Source organism: Streptomyces stoeckheimensis (assembly GCF_045822005.1).
Lineage (GTDB): Bacteria > Actinomycetota > Actinomycetes > Streptomycetales > Streptomycetaceae > Streptomyces > Streptomyces stoeckheimensis.
This window is the reverse complement of record NZ_CP169550.1, coordinates 8043606-8059341: the sequence shown is the minus strand read 5'-3', so window position 1 is coordinate 8059341 and position 15736 is coordinate 8043606. Positions and strand designations below refer to the sequence as shown.

At 70.9% G+C, this 15736-nt stretch carries 13 protein-coding genes; 7 read left to right on the top strand and 6 right to left on the bottom strand.

The annotated features are described in order from the left end of the window. The first annotated feature begins 181 nt into the window (after positions 1-181). A complete protein-coding gene (gene nhaA, locus ACE1OC_RS36600; RefSeq protein WP_407840611.1) occupies positions 182-1477 on the top strand; it encodes a Na+/H+ antiporter NhaA in 1296 nt (431 codons plus the stop codon). Positions 1478-2232: 755 nt separating this feature from the next. On the opposite strand, the gene ACE1OC_RS36595 is transcribed toward nhaA, so the two are convergent. Both ACE1OC_RS36595 and ACE1OC_RS36590 read right to left on the bottom strand, forming a co-directional pair. Further along, a complete protein-coding gene (locus tag ACE1OC_RS36595; protein ID WP_407840610.1) occupies positions 2233-2556 on the bottom strand; it encodes a hypothetical protein in 324 nt (107 codons plus the stop codon). A gap of 617 nt (positions 2557-3173) precedes the next feature. Further along, entirely contained in the window at positions 3174-4244 is a 1071-nt protein-coding gene (locus ACE1OC_RS36590; RefSeq protein ID WP_407841794.1) for a PucR family transcriptional regulator, read from the bottom strand. 368 nt (positions 4245-4612) lie between these two features. On the opposite strand from ACE1OC_RS36590, the gene ACE1OC_RS36585 reads away from it, so the two are divergent. After that, on the top strand, positions 4613-5029 hold the full coding sequence (locus ACE1OC_RS36585) for an MFS transporter (RefSeq protein ID WP_407840609.1): 417 nt from the start codon (positions 4613-4615) through the stop codon (positions 5027-5029). 52 nt (positions 5030-5081) lie between these two features. On the opposite strand, the gene ACE1OC_RS36580 is transcribed toward ACE1OC_RS36585, so the two are convergent. After that, the gene (locus ACE1OC_RS36580; protein WP_407840608.1) at positions 5082-5285 is read right to left on the bottom strand and encodes a hypothetical protein; all 204 of its coding nucleotides are present in this window, start codon (positions 5283-5285) and stop codon (positions 5082-5084) included. Positions 5286-5746: 461 nt separating this feature from the next. Between ACE1OC_RS36580 and ACE1OC_RS36575 the strand changes: the two genes are divergently transcribed. From ACE1OC_RS36575 to ACE1OC_RS36565, 3 genes are all read left to right on the top strand, one after another. Next, entirely contained in the window at positions 5747-7144 is a 1398-nt protein-coding gene (locus ACE1OC_RS36575) for an MFS transporter (RefSeq protein ID WP_407841793.1), read from the top strand. Positions 7145-7283: 139 nt separating this feature from the next. Next, positions 7284-9206, top strand: a complete 1923-nt coding sequence (locus tag ACE1OC_RS36570; protein WP_407840607.1) for a helix-turn-helix domain-containing protein — start codon at positions 7284-7286, stop codon at positions 9204-9206. 66 nt (positions 9207-9272) lie between these two features. Next, on the top strand, positions 9273-9776 hold the full coding sequence (locus ACE1OC_RS36565) for a GNAT family N-acetyltransferase (RefSeq protein ID WP_407840606.1): 504 nt from the start codon (positions 9273-9275) through the stop codon (positions 9774-9776). Between the two features lie 49 nt (positions 9777-9825). On the opposite strand, the gene ACE1OC_RS36560 is transcribed toward ACE1OC_RS36565, so the two are convergent. Then, complete coding sequence (locus ACE1OC_RS36560; protein ID WP_407840605.1) at positions 9826-10539, bottom strand: response regulator; 714 nt, start codon at positions 10537-10539, stop codon at positions 9826-9828. Further along, positions 10536-11492 (bottom strand): sensor histidine kinase, encoded by a 957-nt coding sequence (locus ACE1OC_RS36555; protein ID WP_407840604.1) that lies wholly within the window; start codon positions 11490-11492, stop codon positions 10536-10538. The genes ACE1OC_RS36560 and ACE1OC_RS36555 overlap by 4 nt, the downstream gene beginning before the upstream one ends. 220 nt (positions 11493-11712) lie before the next feature. Here ACE1OC_RS36555 and ACE1OC_RS36550 point away from each other — a divergent pair, with 220 nt between their 5' ends. Continuing rightward, entirely contained in the window at positions 11713-12453 is a 741-nt protein-coding gene (locus ACE1OC_RS36550) for an ABC transporter ATP-binding protein (RefSeq protein ID WP_407840603.1), read from the top strand. After that, entirely contained in the window at positions 12450-14762 is a 2313-nt protein-coding gene (locus ACE1OC_RS36545) for an ABC transporter permease (RefSeq protein ID WP_407840602.1), read from the top strand. Before ACE1OC_RS36550 ends, ACE1OC_RS36545 begins: the two co-directional genes overlap by 4 nt. Before the next feature lie 96 nt (positions 14763-14858). Here the strand turns inward: ACE1OC_RS36545 and ACE1OC_RS36540 are convergent, their stop codons facing one another. Next, the gene (locus ACE1OC_RS36540; RefSeq protein ID WP_274551648.1) at positions 14859-15560 is read right to left on the bottom strand and encodes an ABC transporter ATP-binding protein; all 702 of its coding nucleotides are present in this window, start codon (positions 15558-15560) and stop codon (positions 14859-14861) included. Between the last annotated feature and the right edge of the window lie 176 nt (positions 15561-15736).

Genomic DNA, 15736 nt, shown 5'->3' with positions numbered 1-15736 from the left:
CTCGTATGCATTCCTGCAGGTCAGGACCCCTCTAGCGGGATCCTGACATCTCCCCTAGGGTGTAAGGAACGCGTCAAGGGGGCGGCTGAGCCGCCCGGGACGCGCGGTGTGCCGGGAAGTCTGGTCGGCGTCCTAGGGGCCGTATGCCCATCTCCAGTCGACGCCCCGGAAGGCCATCCCCATGAGCAGCCCGCGCCCTCGCATCGTCTTCGGCCTCATGCCGTGGCCCGAACGCCAGGCCATCGCGTCCGCCCTGCGCACCGAGACCGTCGGCGGCCTCGTCCTCCTCGCCGCAGCCGTCATCGCGCTGATCTGGGCGAACAGCCCGCTGGGCGACGTGTACGAGGCGATACGCGACTTCCACTTCGGCATACCCGCCCTCGGACTGGACCTCTCCGTCGGGCACTGGACCGCCGACGGCCTCCTCGCGGTCTTCTTCCTCGTCGCCGGCATCGAACTCAAGCGGGAACTCGTCGTCGGCGAGCTGCGCACCCCCGCCACCGCCGCCCTCCCGGTCATCGCCGCGGTCTGCGGCATGGCCGTGCCGGCCGCGCTCTACGCAGCAACCGCTTGGGCGGGCGGCGGCAGCCTCGACGGCTGGGCCGTGCCGATGGCCACCGACATCGCCTTCGCCCTCGCCGTCCTCGCGGTGATCAGCACCCACCTCCCGGCCGCGCTGCGCGCCTTCCTCCTCACCCTCGCCGTGGTCGACGACCTCGGCGCCATCCTCATCATCGCGATCTTCTTCACCAGCGACTTGAACCTGTGGGCCCTGGGCGGAGCCTTCGCCGGACTCGCCCTCTTCTACCTCCTCCAGCGGCACCGCGTCCGGGGCTGGTGGTGGTACGTGCCGCTCGGCATCGCGATCTGGGCGCTCATGTACAACGGCGGTGTCCACGCCACCGTCGCCGGCGTCGCCATGGGCCTCATCCTGCGCACCACCCGCGACAAGGACGAAGAGGCCTCCCCCGCCTCTCGCGTCTCGCACCTGCTGCACCCCTTCTCCGCCGGAGTCGCCGTCCCCCTGTTCGCCCTCTTCGCCGCCGGCGTCAGCATTTCCGGTCCCGCTCTGGCGGAGGTGTTCACCAGCCCCGAACCGCTCGGCATCGTCGTCGGCCTCGTCGTCGGCAAGGTCATCGGGATCTTCCTCGGCACGTACCTGGCTGCCCGCTACACGAAGGCACAGCTCAACCCCGACCTGGCCTGGGCAGACGTCCTCGGCCTGTCCGTACTCGCCGGCATCGGCTTCACCGTGGCCCTCCTCATCGGTGAACTCGCCTTCCCCGGCCAGGCAGTCGGCGAACACGTCAAAGCAGCCGTCCTGATCGCCTCCGTCACCGCAGCAGTTCTGGCAGCCGTACTATTGCGCCGCCGCAACACCCTCTACAAGCGCCTTTACGAGGAAGAGAACGTCGACGAGGACGCCGACGGCATCCCCGACATCTACCAGCGCGAAACGAAAGCCTCCGCGTCCTAGTGATCTGGTTGCGAGTTCGTTCGGCACCACGTGAGTCGCCTTCCGTACCAGTTCGTGGATTCGGCTGACGGGTGCTGATTGGCTTCGGTCTGCTGTGGTTTGTGGGTGACAGCAGGCTGGAACCGCTGGTCTTCAGTGAGGCCGGGCGGCAGGTGTTGAACAACTGGGTCTAGCGCCGCACGATCGCGCAGGGTCTGGCCCTGCGAGCACGGATCGTGCTGGCACGTGCGGACGGCGGACCGAACCTTCCTGCGGGACCGGGTGGACGGACTCGCGGACGAGCCGAGGCCCGGGGTGCTGCGGACCATCACCGACGCCCAGGTCGAAGAAGGGGTGGTCCGCTCCCTCGAAGAGTCACCCGCCGGCGGGTCGACCGGCTCGCAATTGCCGTTAGCCGAAACGGCCCGTCGAATATCAACGGGCCGTCGCGAAGAATCCAGATTAGTCGCTCGCCGAGTTTTTGATCAGACTCGTCGAGCCACCCTCTTCCCATCGATGATCAAATATACACAGCGAGTAATGATCGCCGCCGCCGCAATCGATGCCACTGCCTTGATCGTGACGGAAGAGTTTCCCGAGAATATTTCGGCCGTCAGGGCGATTGCGATAACGATCGAAATCCAGGGAATTGCGCGAGCTAGAATGCCGTGGCTTCCCAAGGGGTTTTTCACGCCTCATTCACCTTCCTGTGCAGGTCGCAAAGCTCGGGTAGTTCCAGCCGCCATAGCGGCTCCGGCCGTGATCGGCCGCATCCTTCAGACGCCTGAGGGATCGGCGTGGACCGGGCTTCGACGGGGCGGCAGCATCTGGCTGAGGGCAATGAGGAGGAGCCCAGCAAACAGGAAGGCGTTTCCTCCGAAGAAGCGGACCTCCCACGAAACACTCGGCAAGGCTCGAAAGTAGAAGAGACTCTGCAGAAGGGCAGACGCGCCCGTGAGCAGGGCGCCGAGGCCGTGGAGCTGGGGCCTGATGACGTGGCGGCGCGCCGTGGGCAGGATCCACCCTGTCCGGAGCGTCACGATTCCCAATGCGATCGCCAGCAGCCCCAACAACGCGCCCGTTCCCACTACCCATGCCATGGTGCCGCTCCGACCGTTAAGAGGCCAGGAACGCGAGTTGCGCCCGGGCCGAAGATGCCCACATTGCCGCTGGACCAAGTGGTACCTGACCCTGCCGGTGCCAGGCAATCTCCGCGCTCCGCGGCCGTCCGCGCACTAGCAGATCAAGATCCGCCGGGGAGTGCCTAACAGCGGTCGCCCGATCGCTGTGCGGCCTGGTCACTCTATCGGCGGTGCGGCAGGTAGCCGCAGGGGCGGTGCTGTCGGTCTTCGCGTTCCAGGTTTGCCGGAGCCCGGCAATGTTCTACCGGTCGGCACGCTCCTTGGCCACCCCTACCCGAGTAGTGATTCCGAGTATGGGCTCGCCGCCGTGGCGGCCTTACCGCCACCCGGCCGCCGCCCTGTTTAGAGGACCTGATTGTCGGCGAGACCCGCCGCCGGGCTCTACACCGCGCCTTGGAGGGATTCCGTGCGCGAGCGAACCGTCCTTCTATCCGGACAAGGGAGGTATGCCACCGCCAAACGCAGCTCGGAAGTGACCAGCTGTCTAACCTCAGCGGTTCGGCAACGACCGGGCGCGCCTCCTCAACGCGGCCTGCCGACTGCCTGGAGCGCGACCCATCTCGAGGGCCGCGCAATCACTCCTTCGCCGGCCACCCCAACAACCTGGCGCCAATGACCGCGGTCTGAAGGGTGTACCGGTGGGACGGCTCACCGGGGTCGATCTGCGTCAGGCTCTGGATGCGCTCCAGACGATACGTCAGGGCCCGCACGCTGAGAGAGAGTCTGCGGGCCGCCTCCACCGCTACGCAGCCGCTGTCGAAGTAGGCGGTGAGGGTGTCGATCAAGGGCTGAGCACCACCCCGGGCCTGCTGAAGCGGGCCGAGGGTGCTCTCCACCAGATCGGCCATGGCCTGACGGTCCCGCGCAAGCACCGGGTAGACCAACAGGTCGGCGGCATGCAGCACCGGGTCGTCCACTCCCATGCGGTCCGCCAAGTCGAGCGCGTTCAGAGCCTCTTGATAGGAGTGGACGACGCCGCCGGGCCCGGGATGGGATCGGCCGACGGCAACCCGGCCACCGTCGGTCGCGGCGTACGCCTGTTTGGCGAAGAACGCCAGCACATCCGGCTTGTCTCCCGGCGCCACGCAGATGAGCCGTCCGTCCTTGGTGGTGAGGAGCGTGTTCTGGTCACCGAACCGCGCCAGAACGGTGGCCTCGATGCCGCGCGCTACCGGGTAGCCGTCACCGTAGGGTTCCGGGCCGATGGCCACCGCCACCGCGTGGGCCTGTGACAACCGCAGCCCGAACCTCTCAGCGCGTTCGGCGAGGCGGCCCAAGTCGCTGCCGCCGTACAGGAGGTCGTCGATGAACTCACGCCGAGCTGCTTCCTCTTGTCGCACCGCCAGCCTCTGCGCCTGCTCGTAGCCTTCGGCAAACGCGTCGACGGCCTGCTCGACGGCGGCCAGCAACTGATCACGGCTCCTGGCCGGCAGCGCACCCTGAACCGCTCGCGCCTCCGCGAGGTGGGCGCGGACGAGTTCTCGCAGCGCAAGGCCGGCTTCGGCTGCCTGCACGCCCTCGGACCGCCGAGATTCGATCTCGTCCCGGGTGAGCCGACGGCCGCTGGCACAGGCGTCCAGAAGTATCTTTCTGTATCCCGCCAGATACTCCTCCGCAGCCGTCCGCTCCACCGTTCGCTCCCCCATGAGTCTTGACGTGTTCTTGACTCCGCCCAAGAGTGCCATGCCGGTTCCGTTCCACCGCGACCGGCATCAAGAGCGCGTAAAGGCTGCCGGAAACCGGCAATGCACTCTGTGACGAAGGCGGGCAGGATCACGCCTTGAAGGGCAGGCTCACCACTGGTTGCCGGATCCGGTCGGCTGAGAGCAGCACAAACCTGTACCCGCACAGCGCCGCGGCCTCGATCACCCCTACCAGCCTTGGCGTCCGTCGATTCCACTCTGCGCCACCGCCGCGACACCGTCTCCATGCTGATCTGCCTGTGGCTCTTCAGTGGAGGCGGCCATGACCACGAGGAGGGCTCGGTATGACAGGGGCAGCGCATCCTAGGTCCGTGTCCATCTCTGCATACAGCCAACAGCCAGAGCCCGCACAGCGGATGGTGGTCTGCGGCGACGACGGCCTGGCCCAGCGACTGGTCGCCGCCGGCACCACCTTCCCCGTCTGGGCCACAGCCCAAGCCCTTCTCGGCATCGGCACCGCCCTGGTCTACCCCACCCTCCTCGCCGTCATCGGCGACGTCGCCCACCCCGCCTGGCGCGCCCGCGCCGTCGGCGTCTACCGACTATGGCGAGACGGCGGCTTCGCCGTCGGCGCCCTCCTCGCCGGAGCCATCGCCGCCGCATTCGGGCTGACCGCAGCCATCTGGACCGTCGCCGCCCTCACCGCCGCCTCCGGCCTTGTCGTCGCGATCCGGATGTACGAAACCCACCCCCGTTCCACTGCTGAGGAAGGCAGCGCCACGGTCTGACTGCACCTGCTGCTCATGAGCACCTGATCCCGGTCGGCCGAGGTCATTGCGGTCAGAGCGTCGGCCGCTGGTCGGCTCGTGCGGGCAGGGGAATGACGGTCACTTGTTGCCGAAGTGCGTCGTTCTCGACTGCCAGCTGCCGGATTGCCTCCTCGTACAGGTGCAGGGTTCGGCGCAGGTCGGCGTTCTCCTGCCGCAGGCGCCTCAGGTTGTTCTGGGCACTGCTCTGGGCTTCTTGGCGCGTCGGCCAGGGCACCCGCGGCATGTCATGTGCGGTCGCGCACTCGAGTTTCACGCGACGTCGTGCTGGCCGCCCCTGAGCGCGAACCGGACCTCTACAGCGGAGCCGATCCGAGCTCCCCGCCGTTTCCGATTTGTGTCGGCTCGACCGGAGTCACGACGCTCTCAACGCTGCGTAGTCAGCACCAAGTCAGCACGGGACAGGTTGCGAGGGGTGCTGACATGGGGTTTCAGGTCAGCACCAAGTCAGCACGGGAGTCAGCACCACGACCCCAAAACGGCTGTAACTCTGCAATTCCGGCAGGGGCTTCCCACCCGCTTCCGGAGGGGTGCCAGGGAATCGGTTCGGACCTTATGGTGGCCGGACACACTTGGGTGGGTTTGATTGTGACGGCACGCCACATATACCGCTGACCTGGGGACTTCTACGTTGTGGCCACACCCGACGTCCCCGCAGACACCCTGGAAGTGGTGCACATGGTCTCCCCCGGAACCGTCCCGCAGGCTCCATCCGGAATCCGGCGGATCGTCGCCGCCAGTCTCATCGGGACCACCATCGAGTGGTACGACTTCTTCCTCTACGGGACCGCCGCCGCCCTGGTCTTCAACAAGCTGTTCTTCCCCACCGCCGATCCGCTCACGGGAACCCTGATCGCCTTCCTCACCTACGCCATCGGCTTCCTCGCCCGGCCGCTGGGCGGGGTGGTCTTCGGGCATTTCGGGGACAAGGTCGGGCGCAAGAAGCTGCTGGTGCTGAGTCTGCTGATGATGGGCGGGGCGACCTTCGCGATGGGGCTGCTGCCCACCCACGCCAGCATCGGGGTCGGGGCGCCGATCCTGCTGACCGCGCTGCGCCTGGTGCAGGGGTTCGCGCTGGGCGGCGAGTGGGGCGGGGCCGTGCTGATCGTGTCCGAGCACGGCGGGGCCGAACACCGCGGGTTCTGGGCCTCCTGGCCGCAGTCCGGGGCTCCCGGGGGGAATCTGCTCGCCACCGGGGTGCTGGCACTGCTCGCCGCCGTGCAGTCGGATGCCGCGTTCCTCGCCTGGGGGTGGCGGATCCCCTTCCTGCTCTCCGGGGTGCTCGTGATGGTCGGTCTGTGGATCCGCCTCTCGGTGTCGGAGTCGCCCGTCTTCCTCGCCGCGCAGGCCGCGGCCGCGGCACGGGGCGAGGAGGAGAAGGCGCCCGTGGTGCAGGTGTTCCGCAAGGACTGGCGGCAAGTGCTGACCGCCATCGGCACGCGCTTCGGCGAGAACATCTCGTACTACGTCCTCACCTCCTTCCTCCTCGTCTACGTCACCACCCACCTCGGGCTCCCCAAGACCACCGCGCTCAATGCGCTCCTGATCGGCTCGGCCGTCCACTTCCTGACCATTCCGGCCTGGGGCGCCCTGTCGGACCGGATCGGGCGCCGGCCGGTGACGCTGATCGGTTCGGTCGGCATGGCGCTGTGGGCGTTCGCGTTCTTCGCGCTGGTGGACTCGAAGTCGTTCGCGGTCATCACCCTCGCGGTCACCGCCGGGTTGCTGCTGCACGGAGCCATGTACGGGCCGCAGGCCGCCTTCATCTCGGAGATGTTCGACACCCGGGTCCGCTACTCGGGCGCCTCCATGGGATCCCAGCTCGCCTCGATCATCGCGGGGGCCCTGGCCCCGATCATCGCCGTCGAACTGCTGAAGGACTACGACTCCTCCGTGCCTGTCTCCGTCTACCTGTCCGCGGCCGCCCTCGTCACCACCCTCACCGTCCTCCTCGCCCGCGAAACCCGGGGCCGCGACCTGTCCGTCCCCAAGGCGGGCGCAGAGGCAGGAGGAGCGGCTCCGGTAGGGGCGGCTCAGGGGAGCGGGTACGCCGGCGCGGTCTCCGATCCCGCCTGAGCCCACCCGCCCCGGCCCGACCCAGCCCGACCGACCGAGCCCGACCGAGCCAGACCGACCCATGGGCCGCCCGCCGTGACCGGTGCCTCCGGTCCGGCGGGCGGACCCGCTCGCCACCCCGTAGCGAAGGGCTGCCAGCATGGCCCCCGTGAACGATCCCTCCGCGCCCGCGGCCGCGTTGCGCCGGCTCCTGGACCTGCTCGCCCAGGGCGCGCCGGTCGAGCACTTCGCGCGGCCCGGCGCGCAGGCCCGTACCGCCGGCGCCGGCGCCGCCGATCAGGCCCTCGTGGACGAGGCGACCCGGGTCGCCCTCGACATCCGGCGCACGCTCGACCAGCACCGCAGGCGCGAGGCGGAGCTGACCGCCCTGTTCGACACGGCCGGCGACCTCGCGGCGCTGCGCGATCTCGACGCGGTGCTACGGGCCATCGTGCGCCGGGCCCGGACCCTGCTCGGCACGGACTGCGCCTACCTCACGCTCAACGACCCCGTGGTGGGCGACACCTTCATGCGGGTCACCGACGGCTCCGTCTCCGCCGCCTTCCAGCAGTTGCGCCTCGGCATGGGCGAGGGCCTCGGCGGACTCGTCGCGCAGACGGCCCGGCCCTACGCCAGCTCCGACTACCGCGCCGACGACCGCTTCCGGCACACCAGCACCATCGACGCCGGGGTGCGCGAGGAGGGACTGCGCGGCATCCTCGGTGTGCCGCTGCGCGTCGCCTCGCGGGTCATCGGGGTGCTCTACGCCGCCGACCGGTCGGTGCGCGAGTTCGCCCCCGACGCGGTCGCGCTGCTCTCCTCGCTGGCCGACCACGCCGCCGTCGCCATCGACGGAGCACGGCTGCTGGAGGAGACCCGTACGGCACTGGTCGAGCTCAACGCCGCCACCGAGACCGCCCGGGCCCACAGCGAGGCCGCGCGGCTGGCCACCGAGACCCACGACCGACTCACCGATCTGGTCCTGCGCGGCGGGGACGTCACCGATGTGGCCCGGGAGGTGGCCGCACTGCTGCGGGGCGGGCTGGTGGTGCACGACGCCGACGGCGCCGAGCTGGCCCGGGTCGCCACCGAGCCGATCGGCGCGCCCGCCCAGGGGGTGGCGGCCTCCCGTTCCGGCGGCCGGGCCGTACCGGTCGACGGGGTGTGGGTCTGCGCGGTCCTGGCCGGGCCCGAACTCCTCGGCAGCATCGCCCTGACGGGCCGGGCGGACCTGTCGGACAGCGACCGGAGGCTGTTCGAGCGCACCGGCCTGGTCACCGCGCTCCTCCTGCTGCTGCGCCGCTCGGTGGCCCACGCCGAGGACCGGGTGCGCGGCGAACTCCTCAGCGAACTGCTGACTCCGAGGAGCCCGGGGCACGCCCCCGACACCGACAGCCGGAGGATCCGCGCCCGCAAACTCGGCGTCGACCTCGCACGCCCCCACTCCCTCCTGGTGCTCCACTGCGACGCGGCACTGCGGCCCCGGCTGTCGACCGAGGCCGCACGCCGTGCCCGCGCCCTCGACGGACTGGCCGGGCTGCACGAGGGCCACGTCGTACTGCTCGCCCCGGCCGAGCGGCCCGGACGCCTCGCACGCTCCCTGGCCACGGAGCTGGGGCAGGCGGTGGGCGCGCCCGTCACCGTGGGCTCCGCCGGACCGGCCGGCGACCCGGGCGGACTGCCGGCCGTGTACGCCGAGGCCGTGCGCTGCCTGCGGGCCCTGCACGCACTGGGCCACACCGGCCACGGGGCCGCCCTTCCGGACCTGGGCTTCGTCGGCCTGCTGCTCGGGGACCACGGTGACGTCGGCGGGTACGTCGACCAGGTACTGGGCCCCGTCATCGACTACGACGCCCAGCGCGGCACCGAACTGGTCCGCACCCTCCAGGCCTACTACGTCCACGGGGCGAGCCTCTCCAAGGCCAAGGAGGCACTGCACATCCACGTGAACACCGTCGTGCAGCGCCTCGACCGGATCCGCCGGCTCCTGGGCGAGGACTGGAACTCCCCCGCCCGCGCCCTGGAGCTCCAACTCGCCCTGCGCCTGCACCTCCTGTCGAACTCCGGCCCGCCCCGGGCCTGATCCGCAGGATGGGCTCTCCGCACTCCGGCCGCAGCGCGCGGTGGCACCTGAGGCAGAGTGGTCACCATGACTACGTACGAGACGATGTCGTTCCACCTCGAGACCGAGCGGCTGATACTGCGGCCGTGGGCCGAGTCGGACGCCGCCGCGTTCTGCGACCTCCTCGCCGAACGCGGCCAGGGAACCCACAAGGTCGAGGACATCCGGACGTCCATCGCGGAGCTGCTCGCCGCGACGGAGACGACGGGGATCGCCCTGCTGCCCATCCAGCGCCGTGACGAGGGCGATTTCATCGGCTACTGCGGGCTGATCATCGGCCGCTCCACCCTGGACGAGCCGGAGATCGCGTACGAGCTGTTCCAGAGCGCGCACGGGCACGGCTACGCCACCGAGGCGGCCGGGGCGGTGGTCGATGCCGCCATCGCGACCGGGCGGAAGCGGCTCTGGTCGACCGTCGGCCCCTGGAACACACCGTCGCTGCGCGTTCTCGAGAAGCTCGGCTTCGAGCGGCAGCGCGTTGCCACGGACGACCGCGGTGAGCACGTATGGCTCACCCGCGAGTTGCCGTGACAGCAGGCCGGGCCGGGAAGGTCCACGGGAAGATACGCATGGAACTCCCCTACCCCGTCCCCGGGGTGACCAGGCCCGTCTCGTAGGCCAGGACGACCGCCTGAGCGCGGTCGCGCAGGCTCAGCTTGGCGAAGATCCGGGCCACATGGGTCTTCACGGTGGCCTCGCTGAGCGTGAACTCCTGGGCCAGTTCGGCGTTGGAGAGGCCGTGGCCCATGAGGGTGAGCACCTCCCGCTCGCGCGGCGTGAGGACGTCCAGGTCGGGGTGGGATGCCACGGCACCGCCACCGCGCGCGGCCGATGCCGAGGCGCAGCGCTCCACCAGTCGACGGGTGATCGACGGGGAGAGCAGCGCGTCGCCGGTGTCGACCAGCCGTACGGCGTTGGCGAGGTACTCGGGGGTGACGTCCTTGAGCAGGAACCCGCTGGCTCCGGCGGCGAGGGCGGCGTAGACGTACTGGTCGAGGTCGAAGGTGGTCAGCATGATCACCCGGCATTCCGGGGCTTCGGCGAGGATCTGCCGGGCGGCCTCCAGTCCGTCCAGGCGGGGCATGCGTATGTCGAGGAGGACGACGTCGGGACGCAGACGGCGCACTTCGGAGACGGCCTCCACCCCGTCGGCGGCGACTCCCACCACGTCGATCCCCCGGGCGGTGAGGATCATGCGGAATCCGGTGCGGACGAGGTCCTGGTCGTCGGCGATGACCACGCGGGGCGAGACGGCCCTCCGGTCCGGCTCGGCGGCCGGGCCATGCGTGGTCACGGCCGCTCCAGCGGGAGGCGGGCGCGGACCCGGTAGCCGCCGCCGAGGCGACGGCGTGCGTCGAAGTCCCCTCCGTACACGGCGACCCGCTCACGCAGCCCGACCAGCCCGTGCCCGGCGCCGTCCGCCTTCGGGCGCGACGCGGTGGCGGCGGTAGAGGAGGCGGCGGAGGCCGTGGCGGCGGACCCCGCGGATTCCGTGGACGCCGCCGGGGCGTGCCTCCCCTCGACCGCCGGCATCCGGTCTCCGGACAGCACGCTCGGCCCGCTGTTGAGCACCTCGACCCTCAGCGCCCGGTCCGCATATCTCACCGTCACCTCGGCCTTCACCCCGTCCCCGTGTTTGAGTGCGTTGGTCAGCGCCTCCTGGATGATCCGGTAGGCGGTGACATCGATCCCGGCCGGCAGCGGCCGCGGTTCGCCGGATATCCGGACCTCGACCGGCAGCCCGGCAAAGGCTATCCGGTCGATGAGCGGACTGAGCCGGCTCAGACTCGGCTGCGGCGCCAACTCCGCCGCCGGGTCACGCCGTTCGGCGGCTCTGCCCCCGTACGGTTCGTCACGGCCGTCCTGCGCGGGCGCGAGCAGGCCCAGCAGGTGCCGCAGTTCGGTCATGGTCGTGCGCCCGGCCTTCTCCACGGCGGCCATCGCGGCCGCCGCCTCCACCGGCATCGTCGCCAACACCTCGCGGGCCGCCCCCGCTTGGACGATCATCAGGCTGACGTTGTGGCTGACTATGTCGTGGAGTTCCGCCGCTATCCGGGCCCGCTCCGCGTCCACCGCCGTCCGGGCCGCGGTCTCCCGCTCCCGCTCCATCAGCCACCCGCGCTCCTCGATCGCCGCCCGGTGCGCCGCACGGGCCCGCAGGAGCGCCACGGTCAGCCCGAACCCGGCCGACACCGCACCCACCGCGGCCACCACGGCAGCGACCACCCATCCCGTCGTCACAGCCACTCCCCCTCCCCCGCCCGTTGTGCTCACGGCACTCATGGCACTCACGGGCCTCACGGGCCTCACGCTTCCAAGATTCTCCTACCTGACCCTCGCAGGCACCCCGCGTAGTCCACATCACCCTCCGGGTGCCGTCCTCGCGTACATCCCCAGGATGACCCGGACTCCCCTTTACATCCGGGGGGTGACGCGGCACGTCCGAGCCGCCTTCTAGGTTCGTGCCATGACACCTCATCACGACAGCGCCGGCCGGGTCGTCGTCCGCCTGGACCGCGTATCGAAGGAGTACGGCGACACCCTGGCGCTCGACGCCCTGTCCCTGGAGATCCGCCGAGGCGAAGCCGTCGCCGTGATGGGCCCCTCCGGCTGCGGGAAGTCCACCCTGCTCAACATGGTGGCCGGCCTGGACCGGCCGTCCGCCGGCACGATCACCGTGCACGGCCAGGACCTCGGCAGCCTCACGGAGACCGGACTCGCCCTCTACCGCCGCCGCGACGTCGGCATGATCTTCCAGTTCTTCAACCTCATCGACGACCTTCCGGCGCTGGACAACGTCGCGCTGGCCGCCCAGCTCACCGGGACCTCCGCCCGCCAGGCCCGCCGCCGCGCCCTGGAACTCCTCGACGAGCTCGGGGTCGCCGACCGCCGCAACAACTACCCGGCGACGCTCAGCGGTGGCGAGCGCCAACGCGTGGGCGTGGCGCGGGCACTGATGAACCGTCCGGCACTGCTCCTGGCCGACGAGCCGACCGGCGCGCTCGACAGCCGCTCCGGCGAGCAGGTGATGGACCTGCTGATCGACCTCAACCAGATAGGCCAGACCCTGCTGATCGTCACCCACGACCCGCATCTGGCAACCCGCTGCGCCGGCCGCCTCGTCGAGATGGCCGACGGCCGCGTGGCCCGCGAACGCACCCTGGACCGCGAAACCGTGGACCGTGAGAATCTGGAGCGTTCCGCGTGAGCGCCGTGTGGCGGGCCTCCCGGGCCGCCGTGAAGCGCCGCAGGGTCCAGACCTTCGTCATCGGCCTCGTCGTCCTCTGCTCCACCACCACCGTCCTGCTCGCCCTCGGCCTGCTCTCCGCCGCTTCGGGCCCCTTCGACAAGGCGTACACCGCGCAGCGCGGCGCGCACACCGTGGCCACGTACGACCCCGCCAAGGTCTCCGACGCCCAGCTCGCGCAGACGGCGCACCGCCCCGGGGTCGCCGCCGCCGCGGGCCCGTTCCCCCAGGCCGTCGTCGACGTCCCCGGGGACTGGCTCTGGATGCCGGCCGGCCCCCTCACCGTGGTGGGCCGTGCCGATCCGGCGGGGCCGGTGGACCGCGTCGAACTCCTGATGGGGCACTGGGCGCAGGCACCGGGTGAGATCGTCGTCGACTGGGCCATCGACGGAACTCCGTACGCCGATCTCCTCGGTACGAAGCTGGAGGTGCCCGGGCGCCCGACGCTCACCGTCGTCGGTTTCGCGACGAGCATGAGCAAGTCGGCCGCCGCCTGGGTGACGCCCGAGCAGGCCGCGGCCCTCCACCCGACCGCCACGCAGATGCTCTACCGCTTCACCGACCCGTCCACCGGCGCGCAGTTGCGCGACTCGCTCGCCCGGGCCACGGACGGGCTGCCCGCGGACTCGATGACGTCCGCGCAGACCTACCTCACCCTCAAGAAGGCCTTTTCCGCCCGCGCGGACGCCTATCTGCCCTTCATCTCCCTCTTCGGCCTCCTCGGCCTGCTCGTCTCCGCCCTGATCGTCGCGAACGTGGTCAGCGGCGCCGTCGTCTCCGGCAGTCGGCACATCGGCGTGCTCAAGGCCATCGGCTTCACTCCGAACCAGGTCGTCGCCGTCTACCTGACGATGGTCTCGGTCCCCGCCGTGGCCGGCTGCGTCCTGGGCACCCTGCTCGGCAACGCGCTGGCCGCGCCCATCTTGCAGATCGCGTTCTCGGGGATCGAGACGGGGACGGCGGGCGTGGGCACGGTCTCGCCCTGGCTCAGCGTCGCGTGCCTGGCCGGGATGCCCGCCCTGGTCGTGCTGACCGCGCTCGTACCGGCCCTGCGCGCGCACCGGCTGCCGGCCGCTCAGGCCATCAGCGCCGGCGGCGCGCCCCGCACCGGGCGCGGGCTGCGCGTCCAGCGCGTGCTCGCCTCCACACGGCTGCCGCGCTCCGTCAGCCTGGGCCTGGGCCACCCGTTCGCCCGCCCCGGCCGCGCCTTCATGACCACGGCGGCCATCGTCCTCGGTGTCACCACGGTGACCCTGGCGACCGGTCTGACCAGCACGATGGTCTCGTACGCGCAGGTCGACCGAGGCGGCCCCGGCGGACCGGTGATCAGCGTGGCGGCAGGCGGCCACGGCAGCAACCCCGTCGAGCCGGTGCTGAGCGACGCGCAGATCGAGGAGCGGCTGCGGTCGTTGGGAGGGCAGGAGGTGCAGGCCCGCGCGCTGACGCAGGTCGGGCTGGTCGGGTACGCACAGCCCGCGTTCGGAAGCTTCTACCGGGGGATCCCGTCCCCGGCCGGGGCCTTCGTGGAAGGTCGGCCGCCCAGCGGACCCGGCGAGATCGCGGCGGGCCCCTCCTTCCTCACCGAACGCGGGCTGGCGGTGGGTGACCGGATCACCCTGGAGGCCAACGGGAGACGGACGGCCGCGACCGTCGTCGGCAAGCTGATCGACAGCGACGCGCGCGCACTGGAATCCACCTGGGAGACCCTCGTCCAACTCGCCCCGGACAGCCGCCCTGTCGAGTACACCGTGCTGCTCGCCCCAGGGGCAGACGCCCGCGCCTACGCGGACGCCGTCGACGCGGCCGACCCCGGACTGCGCGCCGAGGTGGCGAACTCGGTCAACGTCAACGCCGCGACCACCACGGTCGTCGGCTTCTCCTCGGTGTTCTCGATCATGCTGTCCCTGGTCGCCTCGCTCGGCGTCTTCAACACGGTCCTGCTCAACACCCGCGACCGGCGCCGCGACCTGGGCATGCTCAAGTCGATCGGCATGACCCCGCGCCAGGTGGTCGGGATGACGGTGACCTCGGTGACCGGACTCGGCCTGGTCGGCGGGCTGCTCGGGATCCCCCTCGGGATCGTCGCGCACCGGCTCGTCGTGGACAACGTGGGCATCGTCGCCTTCCCCGAGTCGATGAAGGACGTCTGGCACGCGCCGCAGCTCGCCGGAATGCTGTGCGCGGGGGTCGCGATCGCCGTCCTGGGCGCACTGATCCCGGCCCGCTCGGCGGCCCGGATGACCATCGCCGCGGCCCTGCACACCGAGTAGGCCCGAAGCCCGCCCCGCGGGGCCACCCCCGCAGGTCCACCCCCGCGGGTCCGCTCCCGCAGGGCACACCCCCGGAGCAACGACCCCGCAGGGCACTCAGCCCTGCGGGTGCGGGTCGTCCTCCCCCGGCGAGGCCTCCACGATGCGCCCGTCGCGCAGTTCCACCACCCGGTCCGCCAGTTCCATCAGCGCCGGGTCGTGCGTGGCGACCAGGGCCGTGACCCCCTCGCTGCGCACCACCGCGCGCAGCAGCCGCATGATCTGCCGGCCCGTGTCGGAGTCGAGCTGGCCGGTCGGCTCGTCGGCGATGATCAGATCGGGCTCGTTCGCGAGGGCGCGCGCGACGGCGACCCGCTGCTGCTGGCCGCCCGAGAGTTCGCCGGGGCGCTGCTCGGTGTGCTCGGAGAGGCCGACGAGGGCGAGCAGGGTGCGGGCCCGTTCCTCGCGCTGCTTCGCCGGTACCTTGCGCAGCCGCATCGGGACCCCGACGTTCTCGGCGGCGGTCAGGGCGGGGATCAGCCCGAAGGACTGGAACACGAAGCCGATCCGGTCCCGGCGCAGCGCGAGGCGGCCGTCCTCGTCGAGGCCGGCCAGATCGGTGCCGTCGAGGGCGACGCTGCCGCCGGTCGGGGTGTCGAGGCCGCCGACCAGGTTGAGCAGGGTGGTCTTGCCGGAGCCGGACCTCCCCTTGAGCGCGGTCAGTTCGCCGCGGCGGACCTCGAAGGAGACTCCGCGCAGGGCGTGCACCGCCTGCTGGCCCGTCCCGAAACTGCGCCGCACGTCGTCCACGACCACCATCGGCGGCGCCCCGGCTCCCTCCCGCGGTTCGCGCCCCGGCTCGTGTCCCGACTCCAGTCGCCGTTCCTGGCTCAGGCTCTGCTCCCGGCCCTGATCCTGGCTCTGCTCCTGGCCCTGATCCTGCGTCATGCTGCGGCTCCCCCTCCAAGCGGATGGGCGGACGAAAGCCGAAAACG